This window comes from Hellea balneolensis DSM 19091 (genome assembly GCF_000428525.1).
GTDB lineage: Bacteria > Pseudomonadota > Alphaproteobacteria > Caulobacterales > Maricaulaceae > Hellea > Hellea balneolensis.
In genome coordinates this window covers 36,982-58,848 of sequence record NZ_AUAC01000007.1, presented here as the reverse complement: position 1 = coordinate 58,848, position 21,867 = coordinate 36,982, and the positions used below count along the sequence as shown (strand labels likewise).

General features: G+C 48.9%; 22 protein-coding genes. 16 read left to right on the top strand and 6 right to left on the bottom strand.

Annotated features, from left to right (window positions below; translation table 11 throughout):
* The first annotated feature begins 20 nt into the window (after positions 1 to 20).
* From argB to F569_RS17900, 5 genes are read left to right on the top strand one after another with little or no spacing between them, the layout of a single operon-like run.
* Positions 21 to 884 (top strand): acetylglutamate kinase, encoded by an 864-nt coding sequence (argB, locus tag F569_RS0112095; RefSeq protein WP_026942409.1) that lies wholly within the window; start codon positions 21 to 23, stop codon positions 882 to 884.
* Positions 881 to 1,942: a DUF1036 domain-containing protein gene (locus tag F569_RS0112090; protein ID WP_026942408.1), complete on the top strand. Its 1,062-nt coding sequence runs from the start codon at positions 881 to 883 to the stop codon at positions 1,940 to 1,942. The genes argB and F569_RS0112090 overlap by 4 nt, the downstream gene beginning before the upstream one ends.
* 1 nt (position 1,943) lies before the next feature.
* On the top strand, positions 1,944 to 2,636 hold the full coding sequence (locus tag F569_RS0112085) for a pyrimidine 5'-nucleotidase (protein WP_026942407.1): 693 nt from the start codon (positions 1,944 to 1,946) through the stop codon (positions 2,634 to 2,636).
* A gap of 51 nt (positions 2,637 to 2,687) precedes the next feature.
* Complete coding sequence (locus F569_RS0112080) at positions 2,688 to 3,854, top strand: dipeptidase (protein WP_026942406.1); 1,167 nt, start codon at positions 2,688 to 2,690, stop codon at positions 3,852 to 3,854.
* Positions 3,855 to 3,864: 10 nt separating this feature from the next.
* Positions 3,865 to 4,809: a M28 family peptidase gene (locus tag F569_RS17900; RefSeq protein WP_034388799.1), complete on the top strand. Its 945-nt coding sequence runs from the start codon at positions 3,865 to 3,867 to the stop codon at positions 4,807 to 4,809.
* On the opposite strand, the gene F569_RS19085 is transcribed toward F569_RS17900, so the two are convergent.
* Both F569_RS19085 and ykgO read right to left on the bottom strand, forming a co-directional pair.
* A complete protein-coding gene (locus F569_RS19085) occupies positions 4,806 to 5,516 on the bottom strand; it encodes a tetratricopeptide repeat protein (RefSeq protein ID WP_084169008.1) in 711 nt (236 codons plus the stop codon). The two genes, F569_RS17900 and F569_RS19085, sit on opposite strands and share 4 nt — an antisense overlap.
* A 74-nt stretch (positions 5,517 to 5,590) precedes the next feature.
* Positions 5,591 to 5,716, bottom strand: coding sequence for a type B 50S ribosomal protein L36 (ykgO, locus tag F569_RS0112065; RefSeq protein WP_026942405.1), 126 nt, complete (start codon positions 5,714 to 5,716; stop codon positions 5,591 to 5,593).
* A 189-nt stretch (positions 5,717 to 5,905) separates the two neighbouring features.
* Between ykgO and F569_RS0112060 the strand changes: the two genes are divergently transcribed.
* Entirely contained in the window at positions 5,906 to 7,399 is a 1,494-nt protein-coding gene (locus F569_RS0112060) for an alanine/glycine:cation symporter family protein (protein ID WP_026942404.1), read from the top strand.
* Positions 7,400 to 7,405: 6 nt separating this feature from the next.
* Positions 7,406 to 7,921, top strand: coding sequence for a GNAT family N-acetyltransferase (locus tag F569_RS17890; protein ID WP_051279846.1), 516 nt, complete (start codon positions 7,406 to 7,408; stop codon positions 7,919 to 7,921).
* 48 nt (positions 7,922 to 7,969) lie between these two features.
* Here F569_RS17890 and F569_RS0112050 read toward each other — a convergent pair whose 3' ends face one another.
* Positions 7,970 to 9,205, bottom strand: a complete 1,236-nt coding sequence (locus F569_RS0112050) for a hypothetical protein (protein ID WP_026942403.1) — start codon at positions 9,203 to 9,205, stop codon at positions 7,970 to 7,972.
* 147 nt (positions 9,206 to 9,352) lie between these two features.
* A complete protein-coding gene (locus tag F569_RS19080; protein WP_051279845.1) occupies positions 9,353 to 9,736 on the bottom strand; it encodes a VanZ family protein in 384 nt (127 codons plus the stop codon).
* 302 nt (positions 9,737 to 10,038) lie between these two features.
* Here F569_RS19080 and F569_RS0112040 point away from each other — a divergent pair, with 302 nt between their 5' ends.
* The 7 genes from F569_RS0112040 (at position 10,039) to F569_RS0112010 (ending at position 15,604) form a co-directional block, all read left to right on the top strand.
* Positions 10,039 to 10,311, top strand: a complete 273-nt coding sequence (locus F569_RS0112040; RefSeq protein WP_026942402.1) for a 4a-hydroxytetrahydrobiopterin dehydratase — start codon at positions 10,039 to 10,041, stop codon at positions 10,309 to 10,311.
* 1 nt (position 10,312) lies between these two features.
* A complete protein-coding gene (locus F569_RS0112035; protein WP_026942401.1) occupies positions 10,313 to 11,812 on the top strand; it encodes a hypothetical protein in 1,500 nt (499 codons plus the stop codon).
* A gap of 49 nt (positions 11,813 to 11,861) precedes the next feature.
* Entirely contained in the window at positions 11,862 to 13,034 is a 1,173-nt protein-coding gene (gene rlmN / locus F569_RS0112030) for a 23S rRNA (adenine(2503)-C(2))-methyltransferase RlmN (protein ID WP_026942400.1), read from the top strand.
* Positions 13,035 to 13,091: 57 nt separating this feature from the next.
* Positions 13,092 to 13,505: a DUF350 domain-containing protein gene (locus tag F569_RS0112025; RefSeq protein ID WP_026942399.1), complete on the top strand. Its 414-nt coding sequence runs from the start codon at positions 13,092 to 13,094 to the stop codon at positions 13,503 to 13,505.
* A 5-nt stretch (positions 13,506 to 13,510) separates the two neighbouring features.
* On the top strand, positions 13,511 to 14,305 hold the full coding sequence (locus tag F569_RS0112020; RefSeq protein WP_034388796.1) for a S1 family peptidase: 795 nt from the start codon (positions 13,511 to 13,513) through the stop codon (positions 14,303 to 14,305).
* 201 nt (positions 14,306 to 14,506) lie between these two features.
* Positions 14,507 to 15,028, top strand: coding sequence for an extensin family protein (locus F569_RS17880; protein WP_162143779.1), 522 nt, complete (start codon positions 14,507 to 14,509; stop codon positions 15,026 to 15,028).
* Between the two features lie 51 nt (positions 15,029 to 15,079).
* On the top strand, positions 15,080 to 15,604 hold the full coding sequence (locus F569_RS0112010) for a hypothetical protein (protein WP_026942397.1): 525 nt from the start codon (positions 15,080 to 15,082) through the stop codon (positions 15,602 to 15,604).
* A 5-nt stretch (positions 15,605 to 15,609) separates the two neighbouring features.
* On the opposite strand, the gene F569_RS19075 is transcribed toward F569_RS0112010, so the two are convergent.
* Together F569_RS19075 and F569_RS0112000 are read right to left on the bottom strand one after the other, a co-directional pair.
* Positions 15,610 to 16,899 carry a DUF2793 domain-containing protein gene (locus F569_RS19075; RefSeq protein WP_051279844.1) on the bottom strand — a complete coding sequence of 430 codons (1,290 nt, stop codon included), beginning with the start codon at positions 16,897 to 16,899 and terminating at the stop codon, positions 15,610 to 15,612.
* A 93-nt stretch (positions 16,900 to 16,992) separates the two neighbouring features.
* Positions 16,993 to 17,913, bottom strand: a complete 921-nt coding sequence (locus F569_RS0112000) for a cation diffusion facilitator family transporter (protein ID WP_026942396.1) — start codon at positions 17,911 to 17,913, stop codon at positions 16,993 to 16,995.
* Between the two features lie 108 nt (positions 17,914 to 18,021).
* Between F569_RS0112000 and F569_RS0111995 the strand changes: the two genes are divergently transcribed.
* A complete protein-coding gene (locus tag F569_RS0111995; RefSeq protein ID WP_026942395.1) occupies positions 18,022 to 19,143 on the top strand; it encodes a GNAT family N-acetyltransferase in 1,122 nt (373 codons plus the stop codon).
* 151 nt (positions 19,144 to 19,294) lie between these two features.
* Positions 19,295 to 21,844 (top strand): TonB-dependent receptor, encoded by a 2,550-nt coding sequence (locus tag F569_RS0111990; RefSeq protein WP_026942394.1) that lies wholly within the window; start codon positions 19,295 to 19,297, stop codon positions 21,842 to 21,844.
* The last annotated feature ends 23 nt before the right edge of the window (positions 21,845 to 21,867 follow it).

Here is a 21,867-nt window from a genome sequence, read left to right as displayed (position 1 = left end):
AAACACAATACGGACACACAATGCTCAAACGGCGTAAAAATGAAACAGGTTGGACAAGTGCGCAAACACTCTCCGAAGCCTTGCCCTTCATTCAGCGTTATGCGGGGCAAACAATTGTCATAAAGTTCGGGGGCCACGCGATGGGCGATCCTCAGCTTACAACTCAATTTGCCAGAGATGTTGTCCTGCTAAAGCAATTTGGCGTGCGCCCTGTCATTGTGCATGGCGGCGGACCGCAAATTGGCTCTATGCTTCAGAAACTCAACATCAAATCAGAATTTGTCGATGGGCTGCGTGTGTCGGACATAGAAACGGTGGGCGTTGCCGAAATGGTTCTCTCTGGCGCTATTAACAAATCCATCGTCCAAGCCATCAATGAGGCGGGGGGGCGAGCCGTCGGGCTTTCAGGACGGGACGCTAATTTGATCACCGCCAAGGCAAAAGATAAAAAACTTGGCTTCACTGGAGTTCCTCAATCCACCGACACATCCGTTCTTGATGTCTTGGCGGCGGCGGATCCTGGTTTCATTCCAGTTGTCTCACCTATAAGCGGAGGTGCCGATGGCGCCTCATTTAACGTCAATGCAGACACGGCGGCAGGAGTATTAGCGGGTGCGCTGAAAGCTTCAAGACTTATGCTTTTGACCGATATTGAAGGTGTGATGGATAAAGATAAGAACCTTCTGACAAACCTGTCCGCAGATGACGCAAAAGGACTTATCCATGACGGCACAGCTCAAGGCGGCATGATACCTAAACTCACAACAGCTATTGAGGCCGTTGAAGCAGGGGTTGGCGCCGTTGTTATATTGGATGGCCGCCGTGCACACGGCTTACTCGTTGAGCTTTTCACTGACCAAGGCGCAGGAACTCTTATCGGATGAGAGCCGTCTTGCTTATAGCCGCCGCTTGGGCGTTTCCGTTTAGCGCATTGGCACAAGACACTCAGCTTCGTTCAAGCTCCGCGGCTGCAGTATCCGAATGGGAAATCTGTAATGAAACCAGCTATATCCTCCGCTTAGCCACAGCTTATATGCGCGGCGGAAAAATCAGCCCCAAAGGCTGGGAAAAATCACGCCCCGGTGAATGCATTGCGCAATCGGTTCCATTGAATTCTCCGCGATATATTTTTGCCGAAAGCGACTCTGTCCACCAAGGCGGAATACGCGAATGGGCTGGGAATGTGCCGCTATGTATTTCCGAAAAAAGCTTTACCGCTGATGCAAGCCAAAGCTGCCAACTACAGAACCTAAAAACCCAAAACTATCTGGCCGTTGATCCTTCCGATCCACAAACTACATTTATCGAACCCGATAATTTTGGGAAAAATGCCGCAACAGCGGGAATGCAGCGCTTACTCAAAGATAGTGGCTATAAAATAACCCGTATTGATGGTGTCCCAGGACGACGGACAATGAGAACGATTGCCGATTTTAAAAAAGACAACAAACTCGATAAAAATATTGAAAATAATGCCTTGATTGATACAATGGCAAAAACGGCTAAAGCCCGGCAAGATGAAATCGGACTTGAGGTCTGCAATAACAGCTCCGGGAAAATATGGACAGCTGTCGCTACGCGGGATGACGGTGATTGGAAATCTCGCGGCTGGTGGAGCATTGCGCGAGGCGAGTGCTTGCGGCCTCTCACGAAAACGCTTCAGGGCACGGATGCACATTACTATGCCTTGGCCGAAAATATTATCACAACTGTAGACGGGCGCGAGGCCGGCCCAGATAAACGCCTGAGATCTGTCGCGACAACACCGGCGCAATTTTGTGTCGCCGAAGCTAAGTTTTCAGCTTTAGGACGCGATTATTGCACTGAGGCAGGTTACGCAGTTGCAAACTTCCGGCCCCTCCCAACTGATACGGACGGTATTCGCGTCACGCTGACGGATCAGGATTTTGCTGTGCCAAATGCCGTGGGATTGCGTCAATGATATGACCCGCAATTCTGACTTGTCACACATATATAACTGGATATTTGATCTCGATAATACGCTTTACCGTGCGGATGCAGAATTCTTCTCTCAAATCGATAGAAAAATTACAGCCTTCATCAGCCGTTATCTGGCACTTCAACCCAATAAAGCTCGCCTCGTCCAGAAAGAGTTTCTCGCTGAGTATGGCACATCACTTTCGGGCATGATGGCTGTTCACGGTATGGATCCAGCCGAATTTCTGGATTATGTCCATGATGTTGACTTACAAATGCTGAAACCTGATCCGAAGCTGCGGGAGTATATTCAAGCCCTTCCAGGACGGAAATTCATCTTTACAAACGGCTCCAAAGGCCATGCTAAAAATGTGGCAGGTCACTTAAACCTGTTTGATCTCTTTGACGGGAGTTTTGGCATTGAGGATGTAGACTATGTTCCGAAGCCCAAACGTAGCCCCTACATAAAATTTTGCGATGTCTTTGACATAGACCCTAAGACCGCCATCTTTTTCGAAGACAGTGTGCGCAATCTTGAAGTCCCGAAACATATGGGCATGGCAACGGTATTGGTCACCTCGGATGAAGATTGGGGTGATGAGCCTGAAATTACGCGCCCTGCAGGCCAGACGACGAAAGCTGACTGGGTGGATTACATCACAAATGACTTAACCGGATGGCTTGGGCAAAATAGCTGAGCTGTCTGTTTCTGACTTGACCTAGGCCTATCGCCTCGCAACAGTGAAGCTATGAGAAAAGCATTTAAATGGATATCCGGCCTTATATTATTGTTGCTGATTACAGTGGTAATTTATATTTTTGGAATCGCCGTTCCGCAAACAGACGCAAGAATGAATCCCGTTGCGGTTCATGACCCTTATCCGGTCTCTGAACGGGCTAAAGCGCTTCACGCAACCCTTCTCGTAGCTGACTTACATAGCGACAGCCTTTTATGGCGGCGTAATCCCGAAAAAAGATGGGACAGAGGCCATGTGGATTTGCCGCGACTTCGCGAAGGCGGCGTCGACATTCAGGTTTTCAGCGCGGTCACGAAATCCCCGCGCGGGCTGAACTTTGACGGTAATGATGCCGATGCTCCTGATGACATTACAACTCTGGCAAAGTTACAGCTTTGGCCGCTACGCACATGGGGCTCCATCTATGAACGCGCCGCGTTCCAAGCCCAACGCCTTCACAAGATAGAAAGCCGCGCGCAAAATAACCTTGTTATCGCCCGTAAAAAGTCTGACCTTAATCAACCGGGCGGCACACTTATCGCTCTACTTCTGACCGAAGGATCGCACCCGCTCGAAGGCAAGATTGAAAATATTGCAAAGCTTTACGATGAGGGTTACCGCGCCATGGGGTTACAGCATTTTTTTGACAATGAATTAGGCGGCTCTATGCATGGCCGATCTCAAGCGGGTCTCACTCGGTTCGGGCGCGAGGCTGTCTTGGAAATGGAGCGCCGAAACATCATGATTGATGTGGCCCATAGTTCCCGCCAAACTGTGCGTGATGTTTTAACCCTTGTAGACGCGCCTCTGTTTATTTCGCATGGCGGCACAATTAGCGGCTGTCCAAAAACAGCCAACAGAAACTTACCTGATGATATACTCCTTCAAATCGCGGCGCGAGGCGGTATTTTGGGTATTGGTTATTTTAGCGGCGCCATTTGCGATATTTCGCCTAAAGGCATTGCCACCGAAATCATCCACGCCGTTGATCTTTTAGGTGAGGATGCTGTCGCGCTTGGCTCTGATTATGATGGGACGGTAAAAACGGCGCTCGACACGTCTGAACTCGCCGCCATCACCCATGAGCTTATCGCCCAAGGCATGAAAGAGCCGCAAATTCGCAAAGTAATGGGTGAAAATGTAAAACGCTATTTTGCAGAAAATCTGCCGGAAAAATAAGAACAGCCTTATGAAAAATACAACCCTGCTTTTGCCGTTAATGTTGGCGGCTTGCTCACAAGCGCCGTCTCAGAGTTTTGACGCGGACAATACCATTCGCATCATGAAAACCTTATCTGCGGATGACATGAAAGGCCGCCGCACGGGATCGGAGGGAAATGCAAAGGCTCAAGCCTTCCTCAAAAGCGAAATTGCCAAGCTTGATGTCTTTGACATGACTTATGAGACCAAATTCAAAACTCAGCCTCGCCCAAATAGGGACGGCGTTATCCCGCCGGATAGTCCTGTTTATGACGCCGTAAACCTGCATGGGCTAATCGATACTGACGATAATGACGAGGGGCCGCTTTTTGTGATTACAGCGCATTATGACCATTTGGGCGAGCGCGATGGAGAAATTTACAATGGGGCAGACGACAACGCTTCCGGTTCAGCCGCCCTATTTGCTATCGCGCAAAGTTTTGTCAGTGTGACCTCAAATCATGATGTGCTGTTTATTTGGCTAGACGCAGAAGAGATGGGTCTACAAGGGGCTCGTCATTATGTCCAGGCTGCGGATTTCGGCAGCAGAGCTGTTTTTAATTTAAATCTAGATATGGTGAGCCAAAACAAAACGGGCGAGATTTACGCCAGTGGTAGCTATCATACCCCCGCGCTAAAACCCTTAGTGAGCAAAGCCGCAAAAGGCGTGGATATTAAAGTTTCATTCGGCCATGACAGACCCGAAGACGGGCCCAATGATTGGACTCTTCAATCTGATCACGGCATCTTTCACAGTGCAGGAATACCTTTTCTGTATTTCGGCGTCGAAGATCATCCGCATTACCACAGACCCACAGATGAGTTCTCAACAATACCAATCCCGTTCTATGAAAACTCTTTGAAATTGATCGTCAATACGGCTCACGTCTTGGATGAAAACCTTGAGAGCCTCGCCCAATCCACCAGGCTTTAAAGCACGTCGCCATCAATATTATTTTGCAGGGCCTCTACCCTGTCTTTAACGGCTTTGAGCTCTGGATATAATTTATTCGCCTCGCGATAAGCCTCCAGCGCTTCATCCTGGCGTCCTAGCTGTTCAAAGACATTGCCCATCGTCCAGAGCGCATAAAAATGCCGCGGTTCATAAATTAAGGCTTGAGCGGCCTCTGTCAAAGCACGGCCTAAATCTTTTTCTTCAAGCGCCAGACGCGACGACCTCGCCCAACCTTCAGCATATTTAGGATTCAGACTTGTCACGTGATCATACATACGCCGTGCAAGCTTGTTATCGTTACGTTTCTGCGCAGCCGTACCGCGCCGTAAAATAAAGTTTACCGTATCAGAACCACTATCAAGCCAGATTGCCCAAATTTCTTCTGCGACGAGGTTTGCATCCTCTTCGTTGGTCTTAGCTTGGAGGCGGATAAAAAGCTCATCAAGCCGGGCCGTGCGTTCAGCCTCTTCCGTGAGATCAGAATAATCAGGTTTTTCAACTGACTTCAGCTCATCGTCAGAGTCAATAATGGTTTCGGGAGTCACTTCAGGCGCGATATCCGGCGCTTCAATCGGTTCAGAGGGCTCGATTTGAATAGGAGGCGAGCTCTCTTGTGCAAAGGCTTGGCTCGAAAAAGCTATCATAAGAGCAAAACTGAAAGAGGTAAGTTTCATAATCCCAAACATAATGATGCCTCCAACCCGATGGGGCAAGAGGCATTATCACTGTAGAGCCGCGAAAGCTCGCGGCTGTATAAGAATTAACCTTGGCGCGCCTTAAAACGCGGGTCAGTTTTGTTAATCACATAAAGACGTCCTTTGCGGCGCACAATTTGGCAATCGCGATGACGGTTCTTAAGAGATTTCAAAGAGCTACGGACTTTCATCGTCTTGGCCTTACAGATATTGAATTTCGAAGGCGGCATATAGGGGGCCACCGCCCGCACGTCAAGCGCTTTTGGCGACATGTTGTGCACGGCTTTTCAATCCCCGCTACAGGCATATTTAGCCTTGGCGCAAGCAAAGCCCTCCCCTATGGTTGAGAGAAAATTACACAAGACAGATCGGGAACACACATGGAAACCTTTGCAGCGCTTATGGAAAGCTTGAACAATTTCGTCTGGGGTCCCCCCATGATGGCGTTGTTACTTGGTGTCGGTTTTTTCCTCACCGTAGGATTACGCTTTATCTCCCTTACAAAAATCGGATATGGCTTCCGCCAGCTTTTCAAAAAACGCACTAATGCAGAAGAAGGTGACGTCTCTCCTTTCGCAGCGCTTATGACCGCGCTCTCTTCAACAGTTGGAACAGGTAACATTGCAGGTGTTGCAGCTGCCATCGCTATTGGCGGTCCCGGCGCTGTCTTTTGGATGTGGGTTACGGCAATTCTCGGTACAGCCACAAAATTTGGCGAGGGTGTCTTGGCCGTGCGTTACCGCGAAATTGACGCCAATGGAAACCGTGTCGGCGGCCCGATGTATTACATTAAAAACGGACTCGGCCCGAAATTTATGTGGCTGGCCGCCGCTTTCGCTACATTTGGAATTATCGGGTCTCTTTCGACAGGTAATGCCGTTCAAGCCAACTCAATTGGTGATGCTCTTCAAAGCGCTTATGGGGATTGGACTATTTTCGGGGTTCAGCCATTTGATGCAAAAGTTATAGCCTTCGTACTATCATTATTAGTCGCCGGTGTAATATTTGGAGGCATTAAACGAATTGGCGCAATCGCGTCTAAGCTCGTACCGTTCATGGCCGTACTTTATATAACAACAGCTTTAATCGTAATTGGTGCAAATATAAGCCAAGTTCCTTCCGCCTTTGGTCTTATTTTCAAAGGTGCCATTGGGTTGCAAGGCGCGGGAACTGGAGTTGCAATTGGCTTAATGATGCTAGCCATGAAAAAAGGTATCGCGCGCGGGCTCTTCTCAAACGAAGCTGGGCAAGGCTCCGCCCCCATTGCCCATGCGGCTGCGCAGAATAACGACCCAGTCAATCAAGGCATTATTGCTATGCTTGGCACAATCATTGACACGCTCATTATCTGTACAATCACTGCTCTGGTGATTTTGACGTCGGGCGTTATGTCAGCAGATTGTCTGGCTAGCCCCGCAATTCTTGACATGCTTGATAGCGGCTCAACCCCTCAGGGCTGTGAAACTGGAGTACCGCTTACGGCCGCAGCATTTGATGCTACATTAGTCGGTTTAGGCGAACATATCGTAACATTTTGTCTTGTAATATTTGCATTCACCACCATCATTGGGTGGTCATATTATGGCGAGCGTTGCGCGGCATTTATTTTCAAAGAGAAGTCTATTCCTATATTCCGCTGCTTCTGTATTTTAGCTGTTTTCGCTTCAACTTATGCACTTTCTTTTGAAACAGGAGACGACAACCTTGTGGTGAATACCTTCTGGTTAATCGCCGATAGTTTGACAGGCCTCATGGCCGCGCCGAACTTAATCGCGCTAATCCTGCTCTCACCTGTCGTGTTCAAACTCGCGAAAGAATATTTTGATAAAGATAAAATCGCGAGTGATGGGCTAGTCGATCAAGACGATATGTAGCCTCACATGACATTGATAATTCGAAACGTAAGGCCGGGAGATATCCCGGCCTTAATTGATTTAGCCGCAGAGACCTTCATTGATAGCTTCGGGAATTACCATACCCCCGAAAACTGTAAGGCTTTTATTGCGCAATCTCATAATGAACGCGTCTATCATGCGGCCATAGCTGACCCCGCGAAATTGCTTATGGTGGCTGAACGGCATAATGAGCTTTTATCCTATCTTTATGCCAAACCCACGACATTACCCGTGCCGCACCCCTTAACCAACGCCCATGAACTCTCAAAAATTTACACACACCGCTCGGCCCAAAGCCAAGGACTAGGCGTGAGGCTTTTGACTGAATGGGAGGATTGGGCGGAAAGCCGCGGAATCACAGATCTTGTACTGGGCGTATGGTCAGAAAATAACGCCGCACAACGGTTCTATATGCGACATAACTATAAGAAAATATCAGAGTATCAGCTGACGGTCGGAGACGTCCAAGATACCGATTTTATATTTCATAAATCCCTATAAAAAAGCCCGCTTAAGATGAGCGGGCTTAATCAGATGGCTTTGATAAATTTAATGCCAGGTCTTACGCTTACGCTTAGCCTTTTGTCTATATTCATAGTCGCTATGACTACCAGAGCTATGATGTGTTGCGTTTTTATCTTCATAACCGCCATAGTAACCGGATCCTGTCACAACACGTGACCCCGCAACAGTTCCGCCAGGCGCCGTATGCGTGCCGTAATGATGAGTCTGCCCAGATGTATGATTTGACGTATGAACGGGCGAATGGCCTGATGAATATGACGTACTAGAACTATGTGTGCCCGATGTGTAACCACCCGTAGAGCCACTAGAGTAATGAGTTCCACCTGTACCGTATGATGATGAAGGCGCAGCGTAATCCGCGCTAGACTTGATAGAGCCTGTACCTGGCGCACAAAGAACACGCCGCCATTCATAACGTGAAGGCGTGACTAAAGTTTTTGTTGCGACTTCCGCGAATTTTGGCGGTACATTGACAACACGTTCGCCGCCCGGGTCCACAACATCTTCAACCATGACCGCGCGGTATTCCGCCGGAACAGGGATTTCTTCGACGCCGCCAGGGTTCGAGACGACTTGCTTATGGATAGTTTTATATTTTGCTGGAACGCTTTGGCGGCGAACCTGGCCCGGAGACGTCATAACCTTGCGGTTAAACTGAACCTGCTCACCTGGTTCCTCAACAAGGCACCAAATTTCACACGTAGGGCCGCATTTATCGCCGCCGCCCGCTAAATATTGCTCGGTATTGCTATAACCTTGACCAAAGCGTCCGCCATCAGCTGTGGAATGGATTGTGTAGCCTTGAGCTGCCAATTTGCCCGGGTTTCCGCGTTTCCAAACAAGGCGTGGAGCTGATGTTTGTATCGTCTCAATCACGGTTGAGAATTGCGGCGCTGAAACGGTTAGTTTGTCATAAGCAGGCCGCACTAACATTTGCTCTGTCACAGAGCGGTAACTCGGCTGCGTGACTCGGTAGCGGACGCTGGCTTCTTTCACCATTACGTTTTCCTGACGTTGCGCAAGGGTTGGCTGAGCCACTTCAACTGTAGAATAGCCTTCTTCCACCATAATCTGTTCAGACCCGGCCGAATATTGCGCCGGCACTTCGACGCGGGCGTAACACTCACCAGCATTTGAGCTTGGCGGTAATAAATCAGGTGTGTAGCCAGAATGAGCTTGCCCGCCCGCAAAAGCCGAAGGTGCTAAAGTCGTACTGGCTAATAAGATAGCAGCTGTTTTGATAGATTTAAGTTTTGTCATGGTTTTCACCCTTTATTGTCCTCAGTCTTGCCAGTTGCGGCGGTCATTACGAGTCCTACTTGCAAATAATATGCTAAGTCGGGCTTGTCGCCACAAGAAAGCAGTTAGTTAGGAAAATTTATCTTTCTATCGGTGAGTGACCGAAACCTATTTCGCTTTATTGACGAAAAGCCGCCCAATAATGACCGCTGCATATACCCCTAGGCCCGCACCAAGAGTATTCGCCAAACCGTCCCAGAGCGACGCTGTACGTCCCGTTCCTATAAGGCCTTGTGCCACTTCCAGAGCCGCCCCAAAAATAACACAGACCCAAAAAACAGAGAGTCTAGAGAGCTTTGGCCACGCTATGGCTATGCCTCCTGCCAAAACCGCATAAACAATCAGGTGCAGTACTTTATCCAAATGTGGTATTGCTCCGCCCGTTCCTGAGGGACGTAAAGAGACCCAAGTAAGACACAGGCTGTAAATCCCCATGCTCACGCGAAGTGGCTGCTTTAACACAGATAAAGAAAATAGGCGTTCTGCTGACATCTCTTTTACTTACGGAAAAAAAATGAACAGCCTATGACGATCCTACGGCTAAAATATGATTATTTCCGTCGTCATATATTGCGTGTAACTGCCGAGCGTCATCTCATCTCTACAAAAGATCAACTTTCCTCCCCAAATAAACACACTTACAACCCCCTGCCGTAAGCAAAGTCAAACTACATGATAGAATGTGTCAACTTTGGGGCAGATACATAATTTTGGGCTTCCAGAGGTCAATATTTCTGCTTAGTGTTGCGCAAATATCACGATTAATACATCGTTAAAATCATCAGGAGAACAAAATGGACGTTTTAAATCCAAAAGATGTTGCAGAAGATTTACCCGGTTGGACTGGCGGAGATGACTTTATTACAAAGGTATTCAAATTTACGGATTTCGCCGAAGCTTTTGGATTTATGACTCGCATTGCGATTATCGCCGACAAAATGGACCATCATCCCGAATGGTTTAACGTCTATAACCGGGTTGATGTAACGCTCACAACTCATGATGCTGGGGGCGTGACCGACAAGGATGTCACCCTTGCAAAAGCCATGGAACAGGCCGCAGCCTAATATGTCCAAGACCTCAACCGAACGCCAACCCGTCATTATTGGCATAGGCGAATATAGTGAACGACCAGACAATATTGCGAAAAGCTTAGAGCCCTCGGAGATGATGGCCCGGGCGTTAGAAACGGCCAATAAAGATTGCGGCGGTCAGGCTCTGGCAAAAATCGATTCGCTTGACGTCGTTATGCCAATGAGCTGGCGTTATTCGGACCTCGCGGGCGAGCTGGGTAAAGCCTTAAATATATCGCCCAAACGCGCAGTTTTAGGCCCCTCAGGCGGACAAACACCGCTAAAATATATCCATGAGGCCGCTATAAATATTGCGGAAGGCCGCTCCAAAGTCGCTGCAGTTGTAGGCGGCGAGGCGCAATATAGCCTAGTGAGCGCTCAAAGGGCGGGACAAATGCCCTCTTGGTCACCTTTTGCAAGCGATGGGCCTAATTTTGCCGATACGCCCGGCGCAATTCATCCTCTCTCGTTGCAGCTCGGGCTTTATCTGCCGCTTAACATCTACCCCCTTTTCGAAGCTGCTACAGCCGCGCATTGGGGCCAGACTCCGCAAGAGGCTGATGCAGAGACCGCTAAAATACTGGAGCTATCATCTTTTATAGCGGGGCAGAACCCCAACAGCTGGGGCCCTGTAAATATGCCCGGCGAGGAAATTCTCAAGGCGACGCCCAAGAACCGAATTGTTGCGTGGCCTTACACGAAATCCATGGTGGCCAGTATGAATGTCAATCAAAGCGCGGCGATCATAATAACCTCTCTTCAAACAGCTTTGGATATGGGTGTGGCTGAAGACCATTGCGTTTTCATAACACAAGGCGCGGCGGCAAATGAACCGCGTGATTTCCTGGCACGCGCAAATTATTACGAAAGCCCAGCGCAAGACGCTGTTCTGAATGCCCTGAAATCCAGCAGTTCGGCTACTGAAGCTGCGGAGCTTTATTCCTGTTTTCCGGTCGTGCCCAAAATGGCGCGCCGTATTTTAGGACGCGAAGTTGAAACAGCCTCAACCGTGACTGGCGGTATGAGTTTCTTTGGTGCGCCGCTGAATAATTATATGACCCACGCAAGCTGCGCCATGGTACGGAAAATCCGTTTGGGTGAGCCCGCAGGTCTGCTTTATGGACAAGGCGAATATGTCACCAAGCATTATGGATTAAGACTTTCTAAAACGCCCGGGGATTTAGATATCTTGCTGGAAAATGATGACGCCCAAGAGATAGCGGATAAAGCCCGCGGCGCTGTGCCTGATATCGTAACCGACGCGAAAGGCCCCGCGCAAGTAGAGAGCTTTGCGATCCTGTCGAACCGAGATGGATCCCCCTCACATGCCGCTATTATGGCAAGGCTCGAAAGCGGCGAACGCAGCTTGGCAAAAATCGAGGGGAGTGAAAGCGAAGCTATGGCTTGGCTCATGGATAAATCACGCTATCCTATCGGTGATAAAGGGCGGCTTGTTAAAACAGATAAAGGCCCTTCAAGCTGGCAGCGCCTTTAATGTAAAAAACGGTGACGCCTGAGCCTTTGCATGATATGGGCCGCGCCATATGAGCACGACTTTAATATCAAATGCCCCTACGGGGGTTACGCTGCATCAAGCCGATAACCGTATCCGTTTGGTTGGCCTTGGCCGCAAAGAGATCGCCAAGCACCTAACTGACTTTGGAATTGAACCTAAAAAAGTGCGTATGCGCACAAAGCAAATATTCCACTGGATTTATAATTACGGCGTGACCGATTGGTTGCAAATGACCAATATCGCAAAAGGTCTTCGCGCGGAGCTAGAAGCGGCGTTTTCTCTCGCCCGCCCTGAAATTATTGAACGGCAGATAAGCGTAGACGGCACTCGTAAATACCTCATCCGTATGGCGCCTGGCATTGAGGTTGAGAGTGTCTTTATTCCGGATGTTTCAAAAACAGGGGCTCTGTGTGTCTCGTCTCAAGTTGGCTGCACCCTTACTTGTAAGTTTTGCCATACGGGCACACAAAAACTAGTGAGAAATCTAACGGCGCAGGAGATCGTTTTGCAAGTCATCGCCGCGCGGGATGACCTGGGCGAATGGCCTACGACTCAGGAAAACCGAAAGCTGACCAATATTGTTTTCATGGGCATGGGTGAGCCGCTTTATAATACAGAACAAGTTGGGGACAGCCTCGATATCATCTGTGATCCTGAGGGACTTGGCATTGGTCGCCGCAGAATTACGGTCTCCACATCCGGCGTAGTGCCTGAAATCGGCCCGATGGGGGCGCGAACCTCTGCTATGCTCGCCATTTCACTTCACGCCGCCAATGATGAACTGCGCGAGCAAATCATGCCGATTAACCGCAAATATCCGCTTAAAGAGCTTATGCAAGCTTGCCGCGATTATCCGGGCGTGTCCAATTCACGCCGCATCACATTTGAATATGTCATGCTCAAAGACGTAAATGATCAACCTTGGCACGCAAAACAGCTTATAAAATTGCTAATAGGTATCCCGGCAAAAGTGAACCTCATCCCCTTCAATCCTTGGCCCGGGAGTGAATATGAGTGCTCAGACTGGGAGACGATTGAAACATTTGCGGATATCGTCAACCGCGCAGGATATGCCTCGCCTATTCGTACGCCACGCGGGCGGGACATTTTGGCCGCCTGCGGACAGCTTAAATCAGAATCTGAAAAAATGCGGGCCAGTGAACGGCGAAAGTTAGAAAAATCCTCCGCTGTGAATAAATAGCTTGAATTTTTTCAAAGGCTCGCACATCTAAATTCAAATCACAGACTGGGAAAATTTATGTCACCCACACTCGACAGTCTCGCCAATGGATTCCCGTGGCTCATTTTTTATTTGCTGGTTGTCACGGTTATTTATCTGGCAGGACTTTTTATATATGTGAAGCTTACCCCGCATAAAGAATTAGAGCTTGTTCAAAACGGAAATATGGCGGCTGCCATTACCTTTAGCGCCCTGGTAATCAGCCTGGCCCTCCCGCTCTCAGCTTGTCTTATCAATAAATTGGGCCTGATCGATGTCGCGATATGGGGTACGTTAAGCCTGTTCTTACAGCTCTTTTTATTCCGCCTTACAGACGGGATTTTCAAAGGCATGCCGGAACGCATTGAGAATAATGAAGTTCCCGCCGCCACAGTCTTGGCAGCGTTTAAACTTGCCGGATCTATTATTCTTGCCTTTGCTATTGCTGGCTAATTCCTATGTGGCGAAAAATACCTGATTGGTTGATCTATTTGGTCATTATTATTGCCATTTATGCCAATGCTAACAGAGCCTCTCAAAAAATAGATGCCCCGCATCCACCGCCGGAACTTGGTCCCATGCTTCCCAATGAGACACCTCGGGATGAGAGAATAGTTGTAAATGTTGAGCAAGAGAGCTCTGGCATAGGGACAGCTTTTGCAATTGATGAGTCTGGCAAATGGATGACAGCACGGCATGTTGTCGATAGTTGTGATCAAGTGGGAATTAAAATCAGTGGCCGTCAAGTTATGCGGGTCGAGAGCTTTGTTTCAGCCGACTCCGATACCGCTATATTAACCGGCTTATGGGAGAGAAAGCCGCTCGCCAGCGACCTCTTTAGTGACCGGCAAATCGGGGAACAAGGTTTCTTTTTTGGTTTTCCTCAAGGCCGCCCAGGCGAAGTCGTCGGGTCCTTATTAGCGCGAAATCGTATGATTGTGAGAGGCCGTTACAGATCTAATGAAGCTATTTTAGCATGGTCGGAAATCGGGCGCACGAGGGGCTTATTCGGGTCATTAGGCGGGTTATCAGGCGCGCCCGTCATGGATAAAGACGGCGAGGTGATCGGCGTTGTTTCAGCCGAAAGCCCGCGCCGAGGGCGTATCTACACGGTTGCACCTGAGAACCTGCAAGGCTTAATCAAGACAACCCAGGCTGAGGCACAGGCCTTGTCCTTACAAAGCTATGGCCTACAAGCAGATCGCCTCCGCCGTGAGCGCCGCATAGCCCAAGTCATTTGTATTGTCCGCTAATTCGGATAGTCTGACGCTATGTGGAAACCCACGCTTTTTTTAACATTATTCATTGCGCTTATATCGCTAAGCGTCGTTGCGCTTGACCGTAATATACCTCCGCAACACCTACCCTGGAAACAGCTCAACCCAGAAGCGCCTTTGGGATTTTCGACAAAAAGCCAATTCTTGAGAATGAGCCTGTCTTCTTCAGACATATGTATGGATATGGCCCGTGATGCAGCGGCGTTTAACTCTATTCCCGCCGACCCTAAAATAACACCCTCCGTTTGCGGTTGGGAAACGGCGCGTGTTGTTTACGGGTCTGATAATGGCACACTAAAGCCGGGAGAGGCTAACATGCAATGCCCCTTGGCTGTCGGCGCCTATATGTGGCTTCGCGAAGTTAATGCTCTGGCACAAAAGCATCTCGGGTCAGAGCTCAAGAAAATTCATCACGTTGGGACTTACAGCTGCCGCCGCCAAAATGGCAACAGCTCGGGACAATGGAGCGAACATGCCTTCGCAAATGCGTGGGATATCACTGGATTTGAACTCAAAGACGGACGCCTCATATCCGTTAAAACGGATTGGCAAGGTAAAGATAAAAAACGCCGTAAATTTTTGCGAGATGCCCGCAACAAAGCCTGCAAAATATTCCGTGTCACTTTAAGTCCAGATTATAACGCCGCACATCACGATCACTTCCATGTGGATATGGGCCCAAGCAATGCCTGCCGATAAGCAGTTGTGATATAACTTGCTTTTCGTTAGGTGAGGCTTAGGGAGAGTTTTATGCATATTATTGGAATTCTGATTGCCATTGCGTCATTGATTTTTTGGATCAGTAGAGCATCACGCGGCGTAGGTGACATTGCAGACGCGGCCAATACTGTTGCAAACCTTCCTCGCCGCCGCCGCTTTTCAAAAAAATATAATCAATCAGGTTTCGATCTTGTTGAAACACCTATCGAAGCGGCGACTGTTATGATGATATCGACTGCGCGAATGAGCGATAAAAAGCGCGTTACCGAGGATATGGAGCAAGAGATAATTTCACAATTAATAAAAAATATGGATCTTAATCTGGATGATGCAGATGGCGTATATCGCCAAATGCATAGCCTTACTTATGACATCACACTTCCGGAAAGCGCACTCTTCCCAATGGTCGATATTCTAAAAAACCAAATCAACAAAGAAGACGCTGAAGGTCTGGTTTTAATGATGGATGCGACCGCCCGTTCAGAAGGGGTTATCAATAGCGAGCAAAAGGAATTTATTCGACGTTATCGTGAGCGTATGGGGTTGCTCCATTAGGCATATCACGGCCAAACAGCCCATTTCGGAATGAAAATATTATAGGCGTAACTATTGACCGCAGCGACAATACTTATCGGATTAGATGGCCAAATTGTACTGAGGCCGTTTTCAATTTCCCCAAACGCCTCGGAGTCAAGCATATAAGATGTTGGACCGCCAAAACGAACATCAGATCCTGTACCGTTCCCATAAGGTTGAACATAGCCCAGCCCCGGTTGGCGGCTTTGCACATAACGCACAGCTGCGCCTGACCCATTCACGCCTACGGCAAAGGCATACCACCCTTGGGACAAAGTCACAGGCACTGAGAGATCAAATACCTTGTGACCTTCATCATCGGCGGGCGCTGTACCAAAATCATGGATGAGTGCTCCGATATCCCAAGCATTGCCATTAGCTGCTCCCAAGTGATAGAGGCCGCAGCGCATAATGGCGCCCATATCACCGCTTGCACTATGTTGCGTGACAAACCCGCCCTCTAAAACAGACTCACGGTCCAAATAGACTGCCGTAAAAATCATGCGGCCGGACACCAAAGATAAATTACTGCGCCCGACCACAATCGAACTTGCTGATGGTAATCCGTAAAAACTATGCGGACCGCCGCAAGCCAATGTCGGCGGCGTCATTATAGCGGGGTTCAAACCATAGGGTGTTTTCAGCGCTCCGGTTTCGGTATCGGCTATTAAAACATCCCGAAACGTTTGACCGTCAGAACTTGTTTTAAGATGAAGGTCAGTGTCTCCCGTCAGGCCTATTTCCGCTCGCCCTATATACCCGCTTTGAAACAACAGACTCGCCATATCGCTATCATTGGATTTATTGATTTTCAGCTGATGGCCGTGCTCTTCATCATCCAAAAGCGTTGCAGAAGATTTCACGGCAAGGCGGTTGGTTTCATCTGCCGTGGTATTGATACCGAAAAGGGACACAGAATTATCGGATGCGGCGTTTCCGGAAAGGTTGTCCCACGTCCCGCCGCCAAAGACCCTGAACTCCGAGACATCCTGGACGTAACTTCGCCAACCAATATTAGGGCTTAGAAAGGCCCAAGCGCCATCTTGAAAAGCGGCGATATTATTTGCCTTATCAGCAAAATCGCCCGCGGGATTAGCCCCCACAATATAGCAATCTCCATTTTGCGAGTTTTGGGGCGGCTCATTGACCTCGCTTAGAACGGATAGCTGAACGATGGCATCCAGCTGCCTGAGCGCCTCATTATGCGTGACGTGTTTCTGGGCCTGAGCGGGCGCCAGATAAGGGAGTTTAAGATTGGGGCTGATAAGATCCATGACATGTCCTGACAAATTGTGTTATGTTCGAACACTAAGCGTAAATTCAGCAACAAGAATTCATCTCTCAGAGACCCCGATAAAACTGTGTGATCAGGACGTTTTTTGCGAGGATTGACGCATCACATCCACCGTCGCGTGATCAATATGAAACTGAGTTTGAAGACGTTCTTTTATGGCTAGGCTTACAACCTCCAAATTGGCCTCATCTGTCGCAAAGGCTTCCAAGGTCAACATGGGTCGTTCGGGCGTGATGGACCATGCGTGAATATGCTCGACAGAGATTAGTCCCTCAATCTGTACCGGTAAATCCTCACGAATTGCTCGGCGGTCAATATGGGGCGGGGCGCCTTCTAATAGGATATGCGAACTGTCTTTGATTAAAAACCATGCGCTGCGTAAAATGAGGACGGCAACGAGGACCGAAAGAATGGGGTCAATAGGTGTCCAGCCTGTGCGCAAAATAACAAGCGCGGCTATGATGGCAGCGACGGAGCCGAGCAAGTCGCCCAAGACGTGTAAGACCGCGCCTCGAATGTTCAAATTTTCTTGATCTGCCCCCATCAGGATTTTGAACACAATCAGATTCACAATTAAACCACCTATAGCGATCCAAAGCATGGGCCCCGCCAGAACATCTCCGGGCGCTTGCAGACGGGCCGCCGCCTCCCATAATATCCAAACCGCAATCAGGCTAAGCGTCAATCCGTTTACAAATGCGACCAGAATCGTAAAGCGGTCATAGCCAAAAGTATGCTTCCAATTAGCCGGACGTTTCGCGAGAGTAAAAGCCCCCCAGGCCATCGCCAGAGCTGCAAAATCTGTCATCATATGACCCGCATCCGCCAGTAGAGCCAAAGAGCCTGAAACGAGACCGCCAATAATTTCGGCTATCATGAAAAACCCGGTTAGAAGCGCCGCAACACCCACGCGCATACGGTTATTCCCGCCCATATGGGAATGACCGTGATGGCTGTGTCCGTGTGAATGACCGTGATGGTGGTGAGCTCCCATGTGACGACAATAGGACCCATTTATGACCGCGCAAAGCGCAATCTTAAGCGGTTTCTAACTCTTTTTTGCTAGTCCATCGATCACTTGTGAACAAAGGGTCGTTTAGACGTGGGACAAAGCTTTAACATTCTCATCAAGCGGGCTTCTGAGCTCAGCGAGACAGATCGCACGGCTTGGGCGGCGTTTCGTGCGGGTAACCCCCAGATCTACAGCCCTTATTTTCATATAGATTATACTGCTTTAATTGCCGAACTACGCGATGACGTTTTCATTGCATGTTTGTATGAAAACGATTTGCCTGTGGGTTTCTTGCCCTATCAAGGCGAGCGTTTTGCGCGGCCTGTTGGCGCGCCTATGACGGATTATCACGGCTTTATTTGCAGAGAAGACACTGTAATTGATCCGGTTGAGGTCTTAAAAGCGTCGGGCATAGGAGCCTTTCATTTCAGCGCCGTTGTAAATTCTCAAATGGACCCGCAAATTCAAAACGAGGAAGACGGTGTCTTGCTCAGCCTCAATGACGGGGCTGAAGCGTGGAGACGTGAGAGAGACGGAAGTTATCGACGTCACTTGAAAAGCAATCGCCGCCGCACCCGTAAAGCAAGTGAAGATATAGGCGAGCCGCGTTTTGTATGGAAGTCCCAAGATCAAGCCGTATTCAAACAACTCATAAGCTGGAAAAAGCAAAAATTTGCGGAAACAGGAAAATATGATGTCCTCTCCGCTGATTGGACGATGGAGCTTTTAGAGCGGCTTTGGAAACGTCCTGATGAGACTCTTCGGTGCGATATGCAGGCGCTCTATTTCGGAGAACGCTTAGCTGCAATTGATTTAGGCTTATCCGACGGAGCTACCTTCCATAGCTGGATTGTCGCCTATGACGGAGAGCTTCACAGCTATGCGCCCGGTATTCAACTTCTCGAAGGGCTTATCGATGCATCTGAAAGCCTTGGCTATAAGCGCATTGACCTTGGCGTTGGCACGGACGGCTATAAGCGCCACTACGCCACAGACCCCGTCAAAACAGGTTCAGGCTTTATCGCCGCGCAAGGCCCTGCTGCAGCGCTATCCAATCTTTATGGCAAAGCAGAAAGCTTTGGCCAAAAAGCCCTCGGCGATGCCCCCGGAAAGCTCCGTCGGCGCTATACGCAAATAGCGGCCTGTGAAGATAGCGTGTCTGGCCGTGCAAAAGCGATGCTTCAAGCCGTAAAAAGCAGCGCTCGCTCTTAACCTAACTGTGGCGAAAAAGCCGCGCTCCCAAACATATGCAACAAATTGCCTATTATCTATTTGGCAAAGCCATCATAATGTGATTATTTCTCTGTAAGGGCAGAGCGCAAGAGCGCCGTCTTACACATAATAACGCATCGGGGAGATGTTCATGAAAACCTTTAAGTTAATATCCGCTTGTTTATTGGCCAGTTCAGCCATGACTGTGCCAGAGATTGCAATTGCTCAATCCAATACAGTTGATGATGAAGTTATCGTAACGGCGACACGCCGGGCCGAAAGTATTCAGGATATCCCTATTGCGGTGACAGCTATTCTGCCTGAAGATCTCGAGAAGCAAGGTGTACTTAATATCCAAAACCTGTCCAATGTTGCGCCAAGCTTTGCCTCATCAAATGCACAAATTGCATCAGGCTCGGTCGTTCTTAGAATTCGTGGTGTGGGTACAACCTCTAACAATATTGGTTTCGAGTCTGCCGTCGGTATTTTTGTTGACGGCGCATATCAATCACGTCCAGGTGTCGCGCTTGGTGAATTTGTTGATGTCGAACGCGTCGAAGTCCTTCGCGGCCCTCAAGGCACGCTTTTTGGCCGAAATACATCTGCCGGTGCTTTGAATATCACAAATGTTAGGCCTGATCTTGATGAAGCCGGCGGCTTCATCAACGCCACTTATGGTAATTACGATCACAAGAGCCTGCAAGGCGCTGTCAATATTCCATTGGCCGAAGGCCAAGTCGCAGCCCGCCTGACGGGCGCCATTCGTAAACGAGATGGTTATGTCGATGTTATTGATGCAGGGGGAAATAAACTCGGCGAGTCAAATTCCGTAGATCAATATTACCTTCGCGGACAAATCGGCTTCCAAGGTGAAGAAAACTGGAAGGGCCGCGTCATTATTGATCATTCCAATAGCGACTCAGTCTGCTGCTCGGCGCTTGAGGTCTTGAGATCTCCAGTAGAAGCTGGCGGTATATTTGGGCTTGTGGGCCTTGGCGCTCGCGGCGGGATGGCGGCACCAAATGTTGCAACCAGCGCAACCGATTTTGACGGCGCACAAGCCGCTGTCGATGACCGCATCGCGACGTCTGGCCAAGTTCCAAATCCCTCAAGCAAGCAAACGGGTCTTACCGCTGAAGTTGAATATGCTATCAATGATGATGTTGATGCCATCTATATTGGTTCTTATCGTGAATATGATGCGACTGAAGTTTACGACTCTGCCTTCTCAGGACTGGACCTATTTAATGTAGGTCCTGCTAATAGTGGGCTACCTCCAGGAAGCACTGAAATTAATACAATGACCCATGAGCTTCGTTTTCAAGGCAACGCCATGGATGACAGACTTAGCTGGTTAGTCGGCGGTTTCTATGCCGAAGAGGACATAAAACAGGCCGTCAATTTTGGCCTAGGAACGGATTATAGCGCCTTCTCAGACGCCCTATTGCTTGCAGGTACAGGCGGAACTTTCCCAAGTGCACCTATCCTTGGACTTGGTGGCACCCTGCCATTCATATCAGGCGGTCAAAACCCTGCAGAGGCCAGAACACAGAACTTGTACACACAAGACAGTACGAGTTGGTCAATCTTTACCCATAATATCTTTGATATTACGGATAAATTGGACGTAACAATCGGACTACGCTATTCTGATGAATCGAAAGATGGTAGTTTTTCTCAACCTCAAGCAAATTATGCGTCATGTACTGCGCAATTGGCAGCATTTAACGGTGCCACGGGTGGGTACGGGACTTTACCAGCCTCTTTGACAGGTAACCTGACGGTTCTGGGTTGCTTCCCATTCCTCGCGCCTGCGGATCACCCGCTTGCATTTGCGACGCCTCTACCTTTACCGCGAACATTTGACGACACCTTTAAAGATGATGAGCTTATCTACACAGGTAAGCTCGGATACGAAGTCAATGATGACATCTCGACATATGCCAGCTTCACGCATGGTTATAAATCAGGCGGATTCAATCTGGACTCAACAGCAGCAATTGGCGGAGCTGACCCACGCTTTGCCTCGGAAGAAGTTGATGCTTACGAAATTGGTATGAAATCGAAATTACTGGACGGCATGATGACATTAAATGTTGCCGCCTTCCTTGAGAAATTTGACAATTTCCAAGTTCTAGAGTTCACAGGCGCACGCTTTGAAACCTTTAACGTTCCTAAAGCGCAAACAAAGGGTGTTGAAATCGAGTCCGTATTGAGACCGACTGATAACATCACTCTAAATGGTGGCCTGACACTCCTTAATGCAGAGTATCCAGATGACTGCGCAGGAAACCAAACTGCTGCCAACGTAACGTCGCTTTGCGGAAATACTCTGACAAATGCACCCAAGACCGTCGGTATCATTGGAGCCACTTATGATGGAAGCCTTGGTGGTGACTACACATTCTTCTTAAATGGGTCAGTGCGTTATGAAAGTGACCGCCGTACATCCACACAAGCATTCAGCCCAACTACAGGCGTTGCAGTTCCGTTTGATGTTCAGGAAGCTAACACCAAGATCAATCTTCGCGCCGGTATCGGTAATGAAGCTCATGGTTGGGGACTAGAGGCTTGGGCGACAAACCTAACAAACGAAATCACACGCGGTGTTACTTTTAACACCACACTGCGTAGCGGTTCACGTTCTGCTTTCGTACAGGACCCAAGATTTTACGGCGTAACAGCTCGGAAGACATTCTAGGCTAAATTAAATACTTTAAGAGG

What these genes read in the sequence shown, in the direction of transcription:
- F569_RS0112085 (WP_026942407.1), top strand. Translation starts at nt 1,944, where the DNA reads ATGACCCGCAATTCTGACTTGTCACACATATATAACTGGATATTTGAT.
- F569_RS19075 (WP_051279844.1), bottom strand. Translation starts at nt 16,899, where the DNA reads ATGGATCTTATCAGCCCCAATCTTAAACTCCCTTATCTGGCGCCCGCT.
- F569_RS0112000 (WP_026942396.1), bottom strand. Translation starts at nt 17,913, where the DNA reads ATGGGAGCTCACCACCATCACGGTCATTCACACGGACACAGCCATCAC.
- F569_RS0112010 (WP_026942397.1), top strand. Translation starts at nt 15,080, where the DNA reads ATGCATATTATTGGAATTCTGATTGCCATTGCGTCATTGATTTTTTGG.
- argB (WP_026942409.1), top strand. Translation starts at nt 21, where the DNA reads ATGCTCAAACGGCGTAAAAATGAAACAGGTTGGACAAGTGCGCAAACA.
- F569_RS0112035 (WP_026942401.1), top strand. Translation starts at nt 10,313, where the DNA reads ATGTCCAAGACCTCAACCGAACGCCAACCCGTCATTATTGGCATAGGC.
- F569_RS19080 (WP_051279845.1), bottom strand. Translation starts at nt 9,736, where the DNA reads ATGTCAGCAGAACGCCTATTTTCTTTATCTGTGTTAAAGCAGCCACTT.
- ykgO (WP_026942405.1), bottom strand. Translation starts at nt 5,716, where the DNA reads ATGAAAGTCCGTAGCTCTTTGAAATCTCTTAAGAACCGTCATCGCGAT.
- F569_RS0112050 (WP_026942403.1), bottom strand. Translation starts at nt 9,205, where the DNA reads ATGACAAAACTTAAATCTATCAAAACAGCTGCTATCTTATTAGCCAGT.
- F569_RS0112040 (WP_026942402.1), top strand. Translation starts at nt 10,039, where the DNA reads ATGGACGTTTTAAATCCAAAAGATGTTGCAGAAGATTTACCCGGTTGG.
- rlmN (WP_026942400.1), top strand. Translation starts at nt 11,862, where the DNA reads ATGAGCACGACTTTAATATCAAATGCCCCTACGGGGGTTACGCTGCAT.
- F569_RS0112080 (WP_026942406.1), top strand. Translation starts at nt 2,688, where the DNA reads ATGAGAAAAGCATTTAAATGGATATCCGGCCTTATATTATTGTTGCTG.
- F569_RS17880 (WP_162143779.1), top strand. Translation starts at nt 14,507, where the DNA reads ATGGATATGGCCCGTGATGCAGCGGCGTTTAACTCTATTCCCGCCGAC.
- F569_RS17890 (WP_051279846.1), top strand. Translation starts at nt 7,406, where the DNA reads ATGACATTGATAATTCGAAACGTAAGGCCGGGAGATATCCCGGCCTTA.
- F569_RS0112060 (WP_026942404.1), top strand. Translation starts at nt 5,906, where the DNA reads ATGGAAACCTTTGCAGCGCTTATGGAAAGCTTGAACAATTTCGTCTGG.
- F569_RS0112090 (WP_026942408.1), top strand. Translation starts at nt 881, where the DNA reads ATGAGAGCCGTCTTGCTTATAGCCGCCGCTTGGGCGTTTCCGTTTAGC.
- F569_RS0112020 (WP_034388796.1), top strand. Translation starts at nt 13,511, where the DNA reads ATGTGGCGAAAAATACCTGATTGGTTGATCTATTTGGTCATTATTATT.
- F569_RS17900 (WP_034388799.1), top strand. Translation starts at nt 3,865, where the DNA reads ATGAAAAATACAACCCTGCTTTTGCCGTTAATGTTGGCGGCTTGCTCA.
- F569_RS19085 (WP_084169008.1), bottom strand. Translation starts at nt 5,516, where the DNA reads ATGTTTGGGATTATGAAACTTACCTCTTTCAGTTTTGCTCTTATGATA.
- F569_RS0112025 (WP_026942399.1), top strand. Translation starts at nt 13,092, where the DNA reads ATGTCACCCACACTCGACAGTCTCGCCAATGGATTCCCGTGGCTCATT.
- F569_RS0111990 (WP_026942394.1), top strand. Translation starts at nt 19,295, where the DNA reads ATGAAAACCTTTAAGTTAATATCCGCTTGTTTATTGGCCAGTTCAGCC.